The sequence below is a fragment of the Clostridium ragsdalei P11 genome, from assembly GCF_001675165.1.
Taxonomy (GTDB): domain Bacteria; phylum Bacillota; class Clostridia; order Clostridiales; family Clostridiaceae; genus Clostridium_B; species Clostridium_B ragsdalei.
In genome coordinates this window covers 26,426-41,593 of record NZ_LROS01000020.1, presented here as the reverse complement: position 1 = coordinate 41,593, position 15,168 = coordinate 26,426, and the positions used below count along the sequence as shown (strand labels likewise).

The 15,168-nt window shown below is 34.4% G+C and carries 14 protein-coding genes; 10 read left to right on the top strand and 4 right to left on the bottom strand.

The window, feature by feature from the left end:
* Window positions 1-29: 29 nt before the first annotated feature.
* From CLRAG_RS09885 to CLRAG_RS20170, 5 genes are all read left to right on the top strand, one after another.
* Complete coding sequence (locus CLRAG_RS09885) at window positions 30-713, top strand: ABC transporter ATP-binding protein (protein ID WP_065078289.1); 684 nt, start codon at window positions 30-32, stop codon at window positions 711-713.
* On the top strand, window positions 710-3,298 hold the full coding sequence (locus CLRAG_RS09880; RefSeq protein WP_065078288.1) for an ABC transporter permease: 2,589 nt from the start codon (window positions 710-712) through the stop codon (window positions 3,296-3,298). The genes CLRAG_RS09885 and CLRAG_RS09880 overlap by 4 nt, the downstream gene beginning before the upstream one ends.
* A 119-nt stretch (window positions 3,299-3,417) precedes the next feature.
* The gene (locus tag CLRAG_RS09875; protein ID WP_065078287.1) at window positions 3,418-3,624 is read left to right on the top strand and encodes a YvdQ family spore coat protein; all 207 of its coding nucleotides are present in this window, start codon (window positions 3,418-3,420) and stop codon (window positions 3,622-3,624) included.
* 15 nt (window positions 3,625-3,639) lie between these two features.
* Window positions 3,640-3,933 (top strand): spore coat protein, encoded by a 294-nt coding sequence (locus CLRAG_RS09870; RefSeq protein WP_065078286.1) that lies wholly within the window; start codon window positions 3,640-3,642, stop codon window positions 3,931-3,933.
* Between the two features lie 56 nt (window positions 3,934-3,989).
* Entirely contained in the window at window positions 3,990-4,355 is a 366-nt protein-coding gene (locus CLRAG_RS20170) for a methyltransferase family protein (protein WP_083985658.1), read from the top strand.
* On the opposite strand, the gene CLRAG_RS09860 is transcribed toward CLRAG_RS20170, so the two are convergent.
* Entirely contained in the window at window positions 4,352-5,101 is a 750-nt protein-coding gene (locus CLRAG_RS09860) for an IclR family transcriptional regulator (RefSeq protein ID WP_065078285.1), read from the bottom strand. The genes CLRAG_RS20170 and CLRAG_RS09860 overlap by 4 nt on opposite strands.
* Window positions 5,102-5,556: 455 nt before the next feature.
* On the opposite strand from CLRAG_RS09860, the gene CLRAG_RS09855 reads away from it, so the two are divergent.
* The 5 genes from CLRAG_RS09855 (at window position 5,557) to CLRAG_RS09835 (ending at window position 11,809) form a co-directional block, all read left to right on the top strand.
* On the top strand, window positions 5,557-6,462 hold the full coding sequence (locus tag CLRAG_RS09855; RefSeq protein WP_065078284.1) for a dihydrodipicolinate synthase family protein: 906 nt from the start codon (window positions 5,557-5,559) through the stop codon (window positions 6,460-6,462).
* Window positions 6,463-6,532: 70 nt separating this feature from the next.
* Window positions 6,533-8,506 (top strand): YjhG/YagF family D-xylonate dehydratase, encoded by a 1,974-nt coding sequence (locus tag CLRAG_RS09850; protein ID WP_065078283.1) that lies wholly within the window; start codon window positions 6,533-6,535, stop codon window positions 8,504-8,506.
* Window positions 8,507-8,552: 46 nt separating this feature from the next.
* Window positions 8,553-9,902 (top strand): GntP family permease, encoded by a 1,350-nt coding sequence (locus CLRAG_RS09845; protein WP_065078282.1) that lies wholly within the window; start codon window positions 8,553-8,555, stop codon window positions 9,900-9,902.
* Window positions 9,903-10,102: 200 nt separating this feature from the next.
* The gene (locus CLRAG_RS09840) at window positions 10,103-10,705 is read left to right on the top strand and encodes a cupin domain-containing protein (RefSeq protein WP_065078281.1); all 603 of its coding nucleotides are present in this window, start codon (window positions 10,103-10,105) and stop codon (window positions 10,703-10,705) included.
* A gap of 219 nt (window positions 10,706-10,924) precedes the next feature.
* Entirely contained in the window at window positions 10,925-11,809 is an 885-nt protein-coding gene (locus tag CLRAG_RS09835) for an AraC family transcriptional regulator (RefSeq protein ID WP_065078280.1), read from the top strand.
* A gap of 106 nt (window positions 11,810-11,915) precedes the next feature.
* On the opposite strand, the gene CLRAG_RS09830 is transcribed toward CLRAG_RS09835, so the two are convergent.
* The 3 genes from CLRAG_RS09830 to CLRAG_RS09820 all read right to left on the bottom strand — a co-directional run bounded on the left by CLRAG_RS09830 (window position 11,916) and on the right by CLRAG_RS09820 (window position 15,168).
* Window positions 11,916-12,740 (bottom strand): Cof-type HAD-IIB family hydrolase, encoded by an 825-nt coding sequence (locus CLRAG_RS09830; protein WP_065078279.1) that lies wholly within the window; start codon window positions 12,738-12,740, stop codon window positions 11,916-11,918.
* A gap of 148 nt (window positions 12,741-12,888) precedes the next feature.
* Window positions 12,889-14,208, bottom strand: coding sequence for a gluconate:H+ symporter (locus CLRAG_RS09825; RefSeq protein ID WP_065078278.1), 1,320 nt, complete (start codon window positions 14,206-14,208; stop codon window positions 12,889-12,891).
* Window positions 14,209-14,331: 123 nt separating this feature from the next.
* Entirely contained in the window at window positions 14,332-15,168 is an 837-nt protein-coding gene (locus tag CLRAG_RS09820; RefSeq protein ID WP_065078277.1) for a class II fructose-bisphosphate aldolase, read from the bottom strand.

Genomic DNA, 15,168 nt, shown 5'->3' with positions numbered 1-15,168 from the left:
GGTAAAACATGAAAAGGGAGGCTCACATAATGGAGTTTTTAAAAATTGAAAATTTATGCAAGGTCTACGGCACTGGTGAGAATCAGGTTACTGCGCTTGACCATGTTTCGCTTACAATAGAAAAAGGAGGATTTACTTCAATTATCGGTTCCTCTGGCTCTGGCAAGTCCACTCTGCTGCATGCTATAGCTGGTGTGGATGTGCCAACAAGCGGAAAGATATATTTGGAGGGTCAGGATGTATATGACCAGAACAATGAAAAACTTGCCATCTTCCGCAGGCGTCAGGTTGGACTGATTTACCAGTTTCACAACCTCATTCCCACTCTGAATGTGGTGGAAAACATCACATTGCCTATACTGATGGACAAACGGAATGTTAATAAGAAGAGGCTGAATGAATTGCTGGAGTTGCTTGGGCTAAAGGGCCGAGAAACACATTTACCTAATCAGCTTTCGGGCGGTCAGCAGCAGCGTGTTTCAATAGGACGTGCTTTAATGAACGCCCCGGCGGTCATGCTTGGCGACGAGCCAACGGGTAGTTTGGACAGCCGAAATGGACATGAAATTATAAAGCTTCTTAAAGAAAGCAATAAAAAATACAATCAGACACTTATCGTTGTTACACATGATGAAAACATCGCTTTGCAAGCAGATCGTATTATCGGTATATCGGACGGCAAAGTAGTGCGAGACGAGAAGGTGAGACCATGAACATTTTCAACAAAGTTGCCTTGCAAGGCATGAAAAAGAGCCGCACACGAACAATTGTAACGATTATCGGAGTTGTACTGTCTGCTGCCTTGATTACGGCAGTCGTCACTTTTGGCGTTTCACTGCTGAACTATATGTCAAACGGTGAGGCTCACAAATACGGCGGCTGGCACATCAAATTTGAGGATGTGGATTCTTCTTTCGCAGCGAAGCAGGCAAGTAACAACAAAGTTGCAAACACCACATCATTTAAAAATATTGGCTACGCAAAACTTAATGGTGGAAAAATTCTTAGCAAACCGTATTTTTTTATCGCCGGATTCAGCAAGAAAACATTCAATGCTCTCCCCATCACATTGTGTGCCGGCAGGTTGCCAAAAAACAACAGAGAGATTGTTGTTCCTGAGAGAGTTGTAATAAAAGATGGCGTTAAGTTACGTGTGGGTGACACACTTACCCTTGCTATTGGAAGCCGCATGAGTGGAAACAAAAGTCTTGGTCAACATGACCCTTACATTTCCGGGAAAGAAACTCTTGTGCCAAAAACAGAGAAAACTTATACAGTGGTCGGTTTCTGCGAAACGCCTCACTTTGATGAATATTCTGTGCCTGGATATACCGCAATTACAACTGCAGATGCAGCAGACACACCAAATAATCTCACCTTGTTTGTCACGCTAAAAAAACCGTTTAAGGCTCATACTTATGCAAAAAATGCAGCTGAAGGTCATGCTTACATCTTTAATAGTGATGTGCTGCGTTTCATTGCTCTTTCAAACGATCCAAGCGATAAGGTGTTCAATGCATTTTTGTACTCAGCCGGTGCCATTGTACTCATCATAATTATGATTGGTTCTATTTTTCTGATTTATAATTCATTCAACATCTCCTTGAACGAGCGCACACACCAATTCGGGATTCTCTCATCGGTGGGAGCTACCCCAAAGCAACTGCGCCATTCAGTGCTGTTTGAAGGACTTTGTATTGGTGCTATTGGTATCCCGATTGGTGTTATCATTGGTATAGCCAGCATCAAACTTGCGATTAGTATCGTCGCCAAAAACTTCGCAAACGTTCTTTTCGCCAATGTACCTTTGACATTGACAGTGTCCGCTCCCGCAATCATTGCAGCAGTAGTGACCAGCATGATCACAATCCTGATTTCGGCAGATATTCCAGCTCGCAAAGCTGCCAATATGCCAGTTATGGAGTGTATTCGTCAGACGAACGATATCAAAATCGAATCCAAAGCTGTGAAAACGTCAAAACTTGCGGAGCGTATTTACGGCTTGGAGGGAACTCTTGCATTAAAGAACTTTAAGAGGAACAAAAAGCGCTACAGCAGCATTGTGCTGTCACTTGTTTTAAGCGTAGTGCTGTTTATATCGACCAGTTCCCTTGTAATAGATTTGAAACAGGCGTCGGCAGGTGCAAAAGAGGTTACTAATAGTGATGTCGGTTTTGGCACACATGATATGAAAGACAGCGAAATGCTGCAGCTTTATAGCAAACTAAAAAACGTCGATGGTGTTGACGAAAGTTCGTATCAAGTTGTTATGAATTATTTCTGTGCTGCCAAGGGCAGTGATCTTTCAGACGCCTACAAGAAATCTTTAGGTCCACATTCGCCAAACGAAACGGTGAATCTGCCAGTGCAAATCCAATTTTTAGATGACAGTACCTATCTGAAGATTGTCAAAAGTTTAGGTTTGCCTACAGATAAATATACCGGACAAAATGCGAAATTAATCGGCGTTGCCAAAGTGGACAGCCACGACAATCAGAAAACGGCCAGCCAAATTCAAAATGTGTTCAAGAGTTCTGCCAGTAATTTTACCATTTTTCCCAAAACAAATGGCAAGCCGGAGATGAAACAGGGATATAATGCAAGTATTACATTTATGAACAATTTTGTGCCGCTTGATACACCTCCTATCTTAACAGACATAAAACAAAAATCAGGTGGGATTTATGTGACTGCCCCATATTCACTCAAAGAAAAGTTTAATGCCACTGGTACTCCTGCAGATATTATAACTAAGGGCATGACATTTCAGTCAAAGAACCCATCGAAGTCATCGGATAAAATGAAAGAGATAGTTCAGGATATGGGAATTACAAGCCCGTACATCCTTTTGAATATGTCTGGAGCGCTTGATCAGAGCCGCAATATGATATTCATTGCCGATGTGTTTTCCTATGCTTTTATAATTATGATTTCACTGATTGCAGTTGCCAATGTGTTCAACACAATTTCCACGAACATCAAGATGCGCAGACGTGAGCTTGCAATGCTTCGCTCTGTGGGAATGTCCGACCACGATTTCCAAAAGATGATGAATTTCGAGTGTATCTTTTATGGCATGAAGGCACTGCTCTTCGGGCTTCCCCTGGCAATCATATTCTCATGGTTCATGCACAAAGAAATGAATGGCAGCGAAAGTGGAAGTTTTGTGATGCCGTGGGCCAGTATCGGAATCAGTGTGCTTGGCGTGTTCTTTATAGTGTTCATTACAATGCTGTATTCTATTAGAAAAATAAAAAAGGAAAATATTATTGACGCACTCCGGGATGATATGGATTGATTCAAAGCCGATATTGACTTGATAAAAAACTATAAATCTTAGTTCTATGTTTAGTATTATATAAATTACACATACTAATGGAGAAATCAATGTATTAACTATAGAATGGAGGTTTCAAAATGAGAAAACTTGCTGAAGGAGAAATACTTTCATTAACAGGACTATTGAAGTTTGAGAGTGATGGGTTAGCAGTTTCACGAGCAATGCAATCGCTTATAAAAGATGATGAATTAAAAAAGCAAGCAAAATCAGGTATATTGGCGGCTGAAGGTAGAATTAAAGGATTGGAACAATTTATTAATGAGAATGATATTACAAGAAGATAAAGGAGGTAAAATTATATGGCAAGTATTTTAAACAACATAGTTAAAAATACTACTGATATAAATGATGAAGTTATATCAGGAAGTATGCTTTCTTCTGCTAAAGGTGCAGCAGATGCTTATTTAAATGCAACGATGACAAGTACAACACCAGAATTAAGAGCACTTTATGCATCTAGTCTTAATCAAGTAGTTGGTGGTCATTCAGCACTTACCGAGTTGGTTATAAACAGAGGCTGGAATAATCCTTATGATTCACCTACTCAACAACTTTCAGATGTTGTAAATAAGGCTGAAACAACAGTTGAATAGATATAAAAAATAAAGAGTCAATAAAAATGACCCTTTATTTTTTTTGTGAGCCTAGCATGGGCGGCAACTTGGTGGTGCAAGTCCACTGTGGGCTTGCTAGTGGAAACCATAATCAAAACAGCTATGCATCTACTATTATACATGTCGAAAAAGAACAGCATGTTATAACAACAGGCCCATACTCCATAGTTCGCCATCCAATGTATTTAGGGATGATATTAATGTTATTATTTACTCCTCTTGCACTTGGTTCTTATTGGGCAGTACTACCTTTCCTTCTCTCTGTGCCAATGAATATATTAAGGATAAAGAATGAGGAAGAAGTGCTTTTAAGAGATCTTCCAGGGTATAAAGACTATTGTTTAAAGACACCTTATCGGTTGATTCCGTTAAATAGCATTATTAGTGCTGATAAGACTTAATTCAAATTAACAGCATCAATTTGTTCTTTTGCATTTAATAATAATTCAATTGCAAGCTTGTTTTTCTCCTCAGTAGCTCGGAAAGTTGGAATACTTATGCTGATAGCTGCGGTTGTTTTTCCTTTTGATGTCAGGGGAACAGCGTAGCAGCGTAAAAATTCTGTTACTTCCTCAACTTCTGTTGCAACATGAGTTTCTCTAATCTTTTTTAATTCCACTTCTAAAACAGAAAAATTTGTTATAGTATTTTTTGTAATGGGTTTTAAGCCATCAGGATAAAGTGTTTTTATTTCTTCAATACTGTATTCGCTTAATAGGGCTTTTCCTAATGCTGTACAATAAGCGGGTATTCGTTTCCCTACATATGAAATAAGTCGAATATCAATATCTTTTATAGGATCTTCTTTTAATATATAAAGTACATTGTTTCCATCAAGAATACCCATTTGACAGGTTTCATTGATATTACTGACAATGTTCTTCATTATTTTTTGTATAAAATCTAACATATTTTTATTTCGTGAATAGGATGCTCCAATACAAAAAGTGGAAATTCCTATTGAATATTTTAGAGAGTTTTTTTCAAGAGAAAGAAAATTACGTTCTAACATTGTCTGGATAATAGGATAAAGAGTGCTTTTTGGTACATCAATTGCTTCAGAAATCTCTGTTAATGTTAAGCCTTTAGGTTTGACTGACAAAAGATTTAATATATTTAACACTCTTTCCGTTGGTTTATGTGCCATATTTACAACCACCATTCAAATTTTTATAAAACTTTGTTATACAATAACAATTATAAATGCCTTATTAGTAATATTCAATCTCCATTTATACATATAAAAATAAATATTTCTATAAAAGCACTTCAATTAAAATATCAAGAAAAATGTCTCTATTTTTTTAATTCTACAATAATGCCCAAATATTACCTTGACATGACAAAAAATTGTGATATTATTTAACTATAGTATTCGTATAAACAAATAAGATTTGTATATACGTAAACATGGAAGGAGGAATAATCCCATAAGTTATTAAGGTATCACTAAAAATTTTAAATTATTACTTAAGTATAGATAAAAGCTTTAACTATTTTTATGAATTATTAAATAGTTAAGTTAACTATTTAAAATACATGTAAACAATTACAAATTAGGCTTTGTATTTAGTCTAATTGTTACTAAGGGGGAAAACATATATGAAAAAAGCTAGATTTATAACACCAGTTGTTACTGCATTTGATACTAATGGAAACTTAGATATCCAGGCAAATAAAAATATTTATGACTATCTCATAAGCGCAGGAATAGACGGCCTGCTTATTATGGGCAGTTCAGGTGAGTTCTATGCTATGTCTACTGAACAAAGGAAGGAATTAATTGATCTTGCTGTTTCCTATGTAAATAAAAGGACAAAACTTATTATTGGAACAGGTTGCATGACAATAGAAGATACAATTGAACTTTCTAATTATGCCATTGATGCTGGAGCAGATGATATTATAATTATCAGTCCATATTATTTTAGTCTAACGGATGAAAGTTTGGAATTTTACTATGGGAAAGTAGCAGAATCTGTAAAAGGTAATATTTATTTATATAATTACCCTGACAGAACAGGACATGATTTATCACCAGAATTAACACTTAATTTATTGAGAAAACACAGCAACATTGTTGGTTATAAAGATACAGTATCCGAAATGGGACATACTAGAAAATTAATCCAAACCGTACAGAATGAGTTCCCTGACTTTGAGGTATTCTCAGGATTTGATGAAAACTTTGTTCGTAATATTCTTTCTGGTGGCAGCGGATGTATTAGCGCACTTTCCAATCTTTATCCAGAGATTTTTGTAGATTGGGTAAAAGCAGTTAATGAGAAAAACATGGATAAAACAGCTGAAATTCAAAATTGTGTTGATAAGTTAGCAGCACTATATGAAATTAGTAAATGCTTTATTCCAATTGTAAAAAAAGCCATGATGTTCAAAGGTTTGGATATTAAAGACTACTGCAAAACTCCTCTTCTGCAAGCTGACGAAAAACAAACCAATTCAATTAAAAAGCTTATGGAAGAAATTGATAATATAATTTCAAAATAATCTGCTGCAATTTATTAAAAGTTACTATATAAAATAAAAGATTTTTAAATCATAGAGAGGAAGGATTATTATGTCGTTAAAATCAATTTATGGTGGAGAAGATAAGTCTTTATATGAGATTCAAACTCATGCAGAAGGACCCAAAGGTTCACTTCCACTTACCCCGGAATTGCTAAAAGATTCACCTAGCGGAAATATATTTGGAATGACTTTAAATGCTGGTATGGGATGGGAACCATCTAAACTCCTGGGTGGCGACGTGTTAATACTTAGCAATCAAGGAGGAATTCGTGATAATGATGGTACTCCAATTGCTGTAGGGTTACATACAGGTCACTTTGAATTAGGATTACAAATGAGAGCAGCAGCTGAAGAAATAAAGAAACTTGGAGGCGTTCCTTACGCTGCATATGTAACAGATCCATGTGATGGCCGTAGTCAGGGTACAACTGGAATGTTTGACTCTCTTCCTTATCGTAATGATGCAGCAATAGTATGTCGCCGTTTAATTCGTTCACTGCCAACACGCCGTGCAGTAATGGGAGTAGCTTCATGTGACAAAGGACTGCCTTCCATGATGATGGCACTAGCATCTATGCATGATTTGCCAACTATTATTGTTCCTGGTGGTGCAACACTTAAAGCTATAGACGGGGAGGATGCAGGAACTATTCAGACTATTGGAGTCAGATTTGCAAATAATGAACTTTCATTAGAAGATGCTTGCCGACGTGGATGTAATGCTTGTGCTTCTGCTGGTGGAGGATGTCAATTCTTAGGTACAGCCGGTACTTCTCAAGTTATTGCTGAAGCACTTGGAATAGCGTTGCCTCACTCTGCTTTAGCACCTTCTGGTCAGCAAATATGGAAAGAAATTGCTAGACAATCAGCTAAAGCAGTTTTAGATATGGCAGATAATGGAATAACAACAAAGGATATTATTACAGATAAAGCAATCGAAAATGCCATGGTAGTTCATGCTGCTTTTGGAGGATCAACAAACTTGCTTCTTCATCTCCCAGCAATTGCACATGCTGCTAACTGTAAAATTCCTACTGTGGAAGATTGGGCAAGAATTAATAAGAAAGTGCCTCGTTTAGTGAGTGTTCTTCCTATGGGACCAGTTAATTATCCAACAGTAAGTGCATTCTTAGCAGGTGGAGTTCCTGAAGTTATGCTTCATTTAAGAAAACTTGGTTTGCTGCATGAAGATGTTCTTACTGTTACAGGAGAAACACTTGGAAATAACCTTGATTGGTGGGAAAAATCCGAAAGACGTGTTGAGTGTAGAAAACGTCTGCTTGAAGTGGATAAAATTAATCCTGATGAAATTATCATGAACCCAAGTCAGGCAAAAGAAAGAGGATTAACATCAACAGTAACTTTTCCTGTAGGAAATATTGCACCTGAAGGCTCAGTAGTAAAATCAACGGCTATTGATCCATCAGTTATAGGTGATGATGGAATATTTAGACATACTGGAAAAGTTAAAGTTTTCACATCTGAAAAGGCAGCTATTAAAGCACTTAAAGATGTGGGAAAAATCAAGGCTGGTGACATAATGATTGTGATGGGCGGAGGCCCAATGGGAACTGGGATGGAAGAAACATATCAGTTAACTTCTGCTTTAAAACATTTATCTTTTGGTAAACATGTTTCTCTAATTACGGATGCACGTTTTTCTGGTGTTTCTACAGGGGCTTGTTTTGGACATGTAGGTCCTGAAGCATTAGCAGGAGGTCCTATCGGAAAATTAAGAGATGAAGATGTTATTGAAATAATAGTTGACACTAACAAACTTGAGGGATCAATTAATTTCATTGGAACTGAAGATAACAAACTTTCTTATGAAGAAGCAGCTAAAGTATTAGAATCACGCAAGCTTCATCCAGATCTTAAGCCTGATGCAGATCTTCCAGATGATACAAGATTGTGGGCAGCACTTCAATCTGTCAGTGGTGGAACTTGGAGAGGAAGCGTATATGATGTAGATAAAATTATTGAAGTTCTTGAAGCTGGTAAGAAAGCGTTAACTAAAAAATAATCACTGTTTTATGTTTAAAAACTAAAGATGTTAGGGGGAATATATTATGCCATTATTAATGGTAGGAATAGGTGTATTATTCTTAATAATATTAATTTCAAAATTTAAATTAAACACATTTCTTTCACTGCTGATTGTTTCATTTGCTGTAGCTTTGGGGTTGGGCATACCTCTTGGGAAAATTGTTGCAAGCATCGAAAATGGTATGGGTGGAACGCTTGGCCATATAGCTTTAATATTTGGTCTTGGTGCCATGCTTGGTAGATTAGTTGCTGATTCAGGCGGAGCACATCGCATTGCCATGACTTTAATTAACAAGTTTGGTGTAAAACGAATTCAGTGGGCTGTTGTAGTTGCTTCATTTGTTGTTGGTATAGCAATGTTTTTTGAAGTAGGATTAGTTTTATTAATTCCAATTGTATTTTCTATTGCAAGAGAATTAAAAATTCCTCCAATATATTTAGGAATTCCTATGCTTGCAGCTTTATTAGTAACACACAGCTTTCTACCTCCGCATCCAGGACCAACAGTAATAGCTGGAGCATATGGAGCAGACATTGGAACGGTTTTATTATATGGTATTATTGTAGCAATACCGTGTGTTATTATGGCAGGACCAGTATTTACTAAAGTTGCTAAAAAAATTATACCAAGTGCTTTTGAAAAAACTGGGAATATTGAATCTTTAGGCGAACAAAAAACATTTAAAATAGAAGAAACACCTGGTTTTGGAATTAGTTTATTAACAGCAATGTTTCCTGTTATTTTGATGATGATTTCCACAATAATTTCAATGGTACAAAAAACAGCAGGAATTAAAGAAAATTCGTTTTTTACTATTGTTAGCTTTATTGGTAATCCAGACACTGCAATGCTTATATCTTTAATAGTTGCAGTATATACAATGGGAATAGGAAGGAAAATTCCAATTAAGCAAGTGGGAGTTTCCTGCTCGGCTGCAGCTGCATCAATTGGAATGATGATTTTAATTATTGGCGGCGGTGGTGCTTTTAAACAAGTACTTATTGATGGAGGTGTTGGTAAATATATAGCTACGTTATTCAGTGGAAGTTCTATATCGCCTATACTACTTGCATGGATAGTTGCAGCAATATTACGTATTTCTTTAGGGTCTGCAACTGTAGCGGCTTTATCAACATCAGGTCTAGTTATTCCAATGCTTGCTAGTTGTGGCCATGTTAATTTGGCTTTAGTAACACTTGCAACCGGATGTGGAAGTGCGATAGCCTCTCATGTAAACGATGCAGGATTCTGGATGGTTAAAGAATACTTTGGTTTCAGTATGAAGGAAACATTTTCAACCTGGACTTTGTTATCAACTATTTTATCAGTAACAGGATTAATATGTATTTTGATATTGAATATGTTTGTTTGATATTAAGTAGGATCTGAATAACTATTTTGTTTAGTAATGTCTAATGTTATTAATTTAATAATATTTAATAAAACTGAATACTAATAATACAAAACCCTTGAAGTCTAAATTCTTGATTCCAAGGGATTTTTGTATTTAATCACATTTTGAAGGACTAAAACATATTATAATTTCGTAAGACTATGAAAGAAAGGAACAATATGTATAATAATTATAGAAAGTATCCATGCAGTGACTGCATTAATACACAAATGTATAATGCTTATCCATGTCCTTTGTATGACCCAAATTATTTGAGACAATTTAATGATCCTTATATTCCTTTTGATGATGAAATTGAGGATGATTCAAGACTTGAAGCTTCACAATTATCAAGGAGTAATGGATCAATTCAATTGAAAGATTATGGATCACAACCCTTTGTAGTTAACATTAATAAAGCAGCTAAACAAAATAATACTTTTCGTACTGTTTTATGGACAGGAAAGCATCTACAAGTTACATTAATGAGCATCAATGTTGGTGATGATATTGGTTTAGAAATTCATCCAAATGTTGACCAATTCATACGCATTGAAGAAGGCCAGGGACTTGTTAAAATGGGAAAAAGTAAATATAATTTAAACTTTCAGAAAAAAGTATATGATGACTTTGCAATAATGATACCTGCAGGTACATGGCATAATGTTATCAACACAGGGGATAAAGCCCTTAAAGTATATGCTATTTATGCACCTCCTCAGCATCCACGAAATACAGTTCATGTCACTAAAGCAGATGCAGAAGCTGCTGAAAAAGATTAGTACTAATTACGTAAAAAAGTAAACAATTATTTTAACACTGTATTATTCAAAAGAATTTTACAGTGTTTTTTATGTTTGAATTTTAAATATATCCTTGAATATGGTATAAAGGATGAATAAGCAAAAGTATGTTTTATGTCATAAGACAAAGTAAAGCACAAAAACACAGGAGTATATTCCCTAATTCTTATATAATGATTTTAAAAGGAGATGAGATCTTTGGATACAATTAAGCTGCTAAATAATACACTTGAATATATTGAAAACAATCTAGATATGGAACTTAATATAGAAGATATATCAAAGGTTGCATGTTCATCACGATATCACTTTCAACGTATGTTTTATGCATTAACAGGGGTCACTGTAAGCCAATATATAAGAAATCGGAGGCTAACTCTTGCTGCAGAAGAATTAGCTTCAACAGATAAAAAAGTTATTGATGTGGCATTAAAATATGGTTATGAGAGCCCAGAAGCGTTTACTAAAGCATTTCAAAGGCTTCATGGAATATCGCCATCAGCTTTAAAAAAGTTTAATGGAAAAATTAAAGCCTTTCCAAAAATCTCATTTCAAATATCAATAAAAGGAGAATGCGAAATGATTTATAGAATAGTAGAAAAGGAAGCTTTTAAAGCTTTTGGAATAGGTTTTATGACAACTAAAGTTAATGATGCTGCTTATAGAGAAATACCGAAATTCATCAGTAAGATTTTTGAAGATGGAACACATGACAGAATTAATGAAATATTAGGTAATCCTAAAGGTACCTTATTGGATGGATTTCATTATGACTTTAAAGAAGACGGTACAAGAAAATATATGATGGGACATGAAATGCCTAAAACTGAGATATCAGATGAATTTACCATACTTGAGATACCTAAACTTACATGGGCAGTATTTGAAGGTCATGGAACTATGCCAGATAACTTGATTATACAGGATATATGGAGACGTATATATTCTGAATGGTTTCCTTCTTCTGGATTTGAACAAGTGGAAGGTCCATGTATTGAAAAGAATTTTTGGAATGATAAAAAGCAGGGGGAATATAAGTGTGAAGTATGGATTCCTGTAAAAAGAAAATGTATTAATTCATAAACTTCTTTTATATAAAAACTTCTAGAATTTTTTTATAAGAGAGTTGAATTTCCTAAATTTGTAGCATACAAAAGCGGATAAATTTAACTATCCGCTTTGTATAAAACTATTTGTTTAGTATAAAATTATTGATAGCATAGGCTATTCCAGATTCATTATTGGATTTAGTTACATATTTTGCCTTCATTTTAATACTTTCTACAGCATTTCCCATAGCTATAGGCATTCCAGCACATTCAAACATCTCAATGTCATTATAGTTATCACCAAATACAATAACCTTGTCTAAATCCATTCCGAATTTTTTAGATAAAATCTTTAATGCACTACCTTTACAAATATTCGATGCCATTACATCTAGCAGGCCATCAAGCGAACTAACGGCAGTAAGGCTTTTATATTTCGAAAAATAACCTTTTAATAATTTTACGCCTTCAGTATCAGAAATCAATAAAACTTTAAACACGTCCACTTTTTCTAGATATTCAACTGTAGAATTATCTATGTATTCTATTGGTATCTGCAAGCTAGGAGGTGCAGATTTATTTATATTTTCATAGTTCTCTACCTTATAATTTTTCTTACTGGAATATACCATATTATTAGTATAAACTAGAAAACCAATATTATTTTTTAAACAATATAATATTATTTCTTTTACTATATTTTTATCTATTGTTTTTGAATAAACAATTTTTTCAGTCGTTATATTCTTAATGAGTCCTCCATTACAACATATTATATTTCCTTCTAAATTTAATTGCTTTATAAAGGGCTTCATTAAAAGATCTATTCTTCCAGAAGCAATAATCACTTCTACTCCATTTTGTTGAAGTTTTTTTAATGCGGCTTCATTTTCTTCTGATATAACTTCCTTGGAATTGAGAAGTGTTCCATCCATATCACATATGCACCATTTATATTTAAGCATAATTAGGTTCTCCTTACATATTTTCATTTTTTAAATCATATTTGTTCATCACTAAAAAACATTATTATTTGTTCCCCAATTCCATATATTTAACAAACAAAAGGTGCATATAAATAACTTACATACACCTTTTATGTATCCATTTTAATTATACAATCATATTTAAAACAAGTACACCTATTAATCCTAAAACTGAAACTATAGTAACCATAACCGACCAAGTCCTGACGGTTTTACCTATAGAAAGATTAAAATATTCCTTAAATATCCAGAATCCTGCATCATTAACATGTGAAAATATTAAACTTCCTGCTCCAGTTGCAATGACCATAAGTTCTGGACTCACATTAGTTATTGCTATAAGTGGTGCGGATATACCTGCTGCTGTCATACCTGCAACTGTTGCAGATCCAAGAACTACTCTCAAAACAGCTGCTATAAGCCATGTTAATAGTAATGGCGAAAGAGAAGTTCCTTGCATAATATGAGCAATATATTTATCAACCCCACTATCTACAAGTACTTGTTTAAAAGCGCCACCTCCACCTATGATAAGAAGTATCATTGCTATTGAAGATACAGAGTCTGCAATTGATTTCATAACATCATCAATTTTTCTTCTCCTATTAATTCCAAAAGTAAACATAGCTACTATGACAGTTATTAAAAGGGCTATAGATGGATCTCCAAAGAATGAAGCATAAGATACAATAAAAGACTTTGGTGCAAAAATTTCAATAATAGCTTGAAATGACATTAATATAACTGGAATAATTGCTGTAAATAAACTTATCTTAAACCCTGGCATTTCTTCTTCTGTAAAGTGTTTTGGATTAAAAAGTGCCTTAGGAATATCACAATTCAAATACTCTTTTTTAAATGTCTTTGTAAATAAGAGTCCTCCTACAATAACTGATAGAAATGCAAGAGGTAGTCCATATAGCAATGTTTTACCCAAATTAGCTTTAAATATTCCGGCTATTGCTGTTGGACCCGGGTGAGGTGGTAGAAATCCGTGAGCAGTTATGAGCGCAGAAACTAGTGGTAAACCAACATATAACACTGGCACATCGGCTTCTGCAGCAATAGTAAACACGAGTGGTATTAATATTATAAATCCAGTTTCATAAAATAATGTTATCCCAACTACAAAACCAGTTAGAACTGCTGCAAGCTGAACTCTTTTTTTACCAAACTTAGCTATGAGAGTAACAGCTATTCTTTGGGCTGCACCACAATCTGCCATAAGTTTTCCAAGCATGGCTCCAAAGCCAAGAACAAGTGCTAATGAGCCTAAGGTTCCCCCTAAACCGCTTTTAACAGAAGTTGCTACTTTAACTAAAGGCATTCCTTCCATAATACCAACCAAAACAGAAACTATAATTAAAGAAATAAAACTATTTATCTTTAAAATTACCATCAATAAAAGTAATAATAAAACACCTATACCTACTATTATTATTGGCATATCTTTACCTCCATACTATTGATAATATTTGTTGCATCGTTTACATAATGCGTAATATAACATATGGAATGGCATGAGTCATTCCATATATTAATTTATTAAGCTATATGATATATTAAAATATTAACTAAAAATTTTAATATACCTACTTACAATATCTTCAACGAAATTTATCTCCATCAAAGATATGTCAGATAAATGATAGTTGTTACCGTCATTTAATGCTTGTCTTATTTTTTCTACAGTATACATTGATATTTCAGTATTAACATTTACCTTACATATTCCGTTTGCTATACAATCTCTTAATTTTTCTTCAGGTGTATCTGAACCTCCATGAAGTACAAATGGAATGTTTACTTTTTCTTTTATTTTTTTTAAGATATCTACCCTTATATTTGGGATACCTTTATACATTCCATGTACTGTTCCTATGGATACTGCAAGTGCATCAATTTCCGTTCTTCTTACAAAATCCTGTGATTTAGCAGGGCTTGTATAAATTTCCTCATCATCTAGTTTTCCTTCGTGAGAATTTAATCCTGATGCTAAAGAACCTAACTCAGCCTCTACGGATACATTACATGCATGAGCTACTTCAACTACTTTTAAAGTATTTGCAATATTTTCTTCATAGGGTAGTGCTGAACCATCATACATTACTGAAGTAAATCCTGCCCTTATAGCTCTATATATGTTTTCTAAACTTTTACAGTGATCCAAATGTAAGGCAAAAGGTACATCAATATTTTTTGATAAAGTGTTTACTAGGTTATATACAGAATCAACATCCATATTTTTTAAATATTTCTCACCGAAAGCAATTACAGCAGGTATTTTTTGATTTTTTATAGCTTGGATTACACCTTTTATAGTTTCATAGTTATACACATTAAATGAACCAACAGCATACTTTTTTAACCTTGCATCTTCAAGGAGCGGCTTCATATTAACTAACAT

Bases quoted from the DNA above. Each gene is read 5' to 3' on its own strand.
- CLRAG_RS09885 (WP_065078289.1), top strand. From the start codon at position 30: ATGGAGTTTTTAAAAATTGAAAATTTATGCAAGGTCTACGGCACTGGT.
- CLRAG_RS09820 (WP_065078277.1), bottom strand. From the start codon at position 15,168: ATGTTAGTTAATATGAAGCCGCTCCTTGAAGATGCAAGGTTAAAAAAG.
- CLRAG_RS09850 (WP_065078283.1), top strand. From the start codon at position 6,533: ATGTCGTTAAAATCAATTTATGGTGGAGAAGATAAGTCTTTATATGAG.
- CLRAG_RS09825 (WP_065078278.1), bottom strand. From the start codon at position 14,208: ATGCCAATAATAATAGTAGGTATAGGTGTTTTATTATTACTTTTATTG.
- CLRAG_RS09840 (WP_065078281.1), top strand. From the start codon at position 10,103: ATGTATAATAATTATAGAAAGTATCCATGCAGTGACTGCATTAATACA.
- CLRAG_RS09880 (WP_065078288.1), top strand. From the start codon at position 710: ATGAACATTTTCAACAAAGTTGCCTTGCAAGGCATGAAAAAGAGCCGC.
- CLRAG_RS09875 (WP_065078287.1), top strand. From the start codon at position 3,418: ATGAGAAAACTTGCTGAAGGAGAAATACTTTCATTAACAGGACTATTG.
- CLRAG_RS09870 (WP_065078286.1), top strand. From the start codon at position 3,640: ATGGCAAGTATTTTAAACAACATAGTTAAAAATACTACTGATATAAAT.
- CLRAG_RS09830 (WP_065078279.1), bottom strand. From the start codon at position 12,740: ATGCTTAAATATAAATGGTGCATATGTGATATGGATGGAACACTTCTC.
- CLRAG_RS09855 (WP_065078284.1), top strand. From the start codon at position 5,557: ATGAAAAAAGCTAGATTTATAACACCAGTTGTTACTGCATTTGATACT.
- CLRAG_RS09860 (WP_065078285.1), bottom strand. From the start codon at position 5,101: ATGGCACATAAACCAACGGAAAGAGTGTTAAATATATTAAATCTTTTG.
- CLRAG_RS09845 (WP_065078282.1), top strand. From the start codon at position 8,553: ATGCCATTATTAATGGTAGGAATAGGTGTATTATTCTTAATAATATTA.
- CLRAG_RS20170 (WP_083985658.1), top strand. From the start codon at position 3,990: ATGGGCGGCAACTTGGTGGTGCAAGTCCACTGTGGGCTTGCTAGTGGA.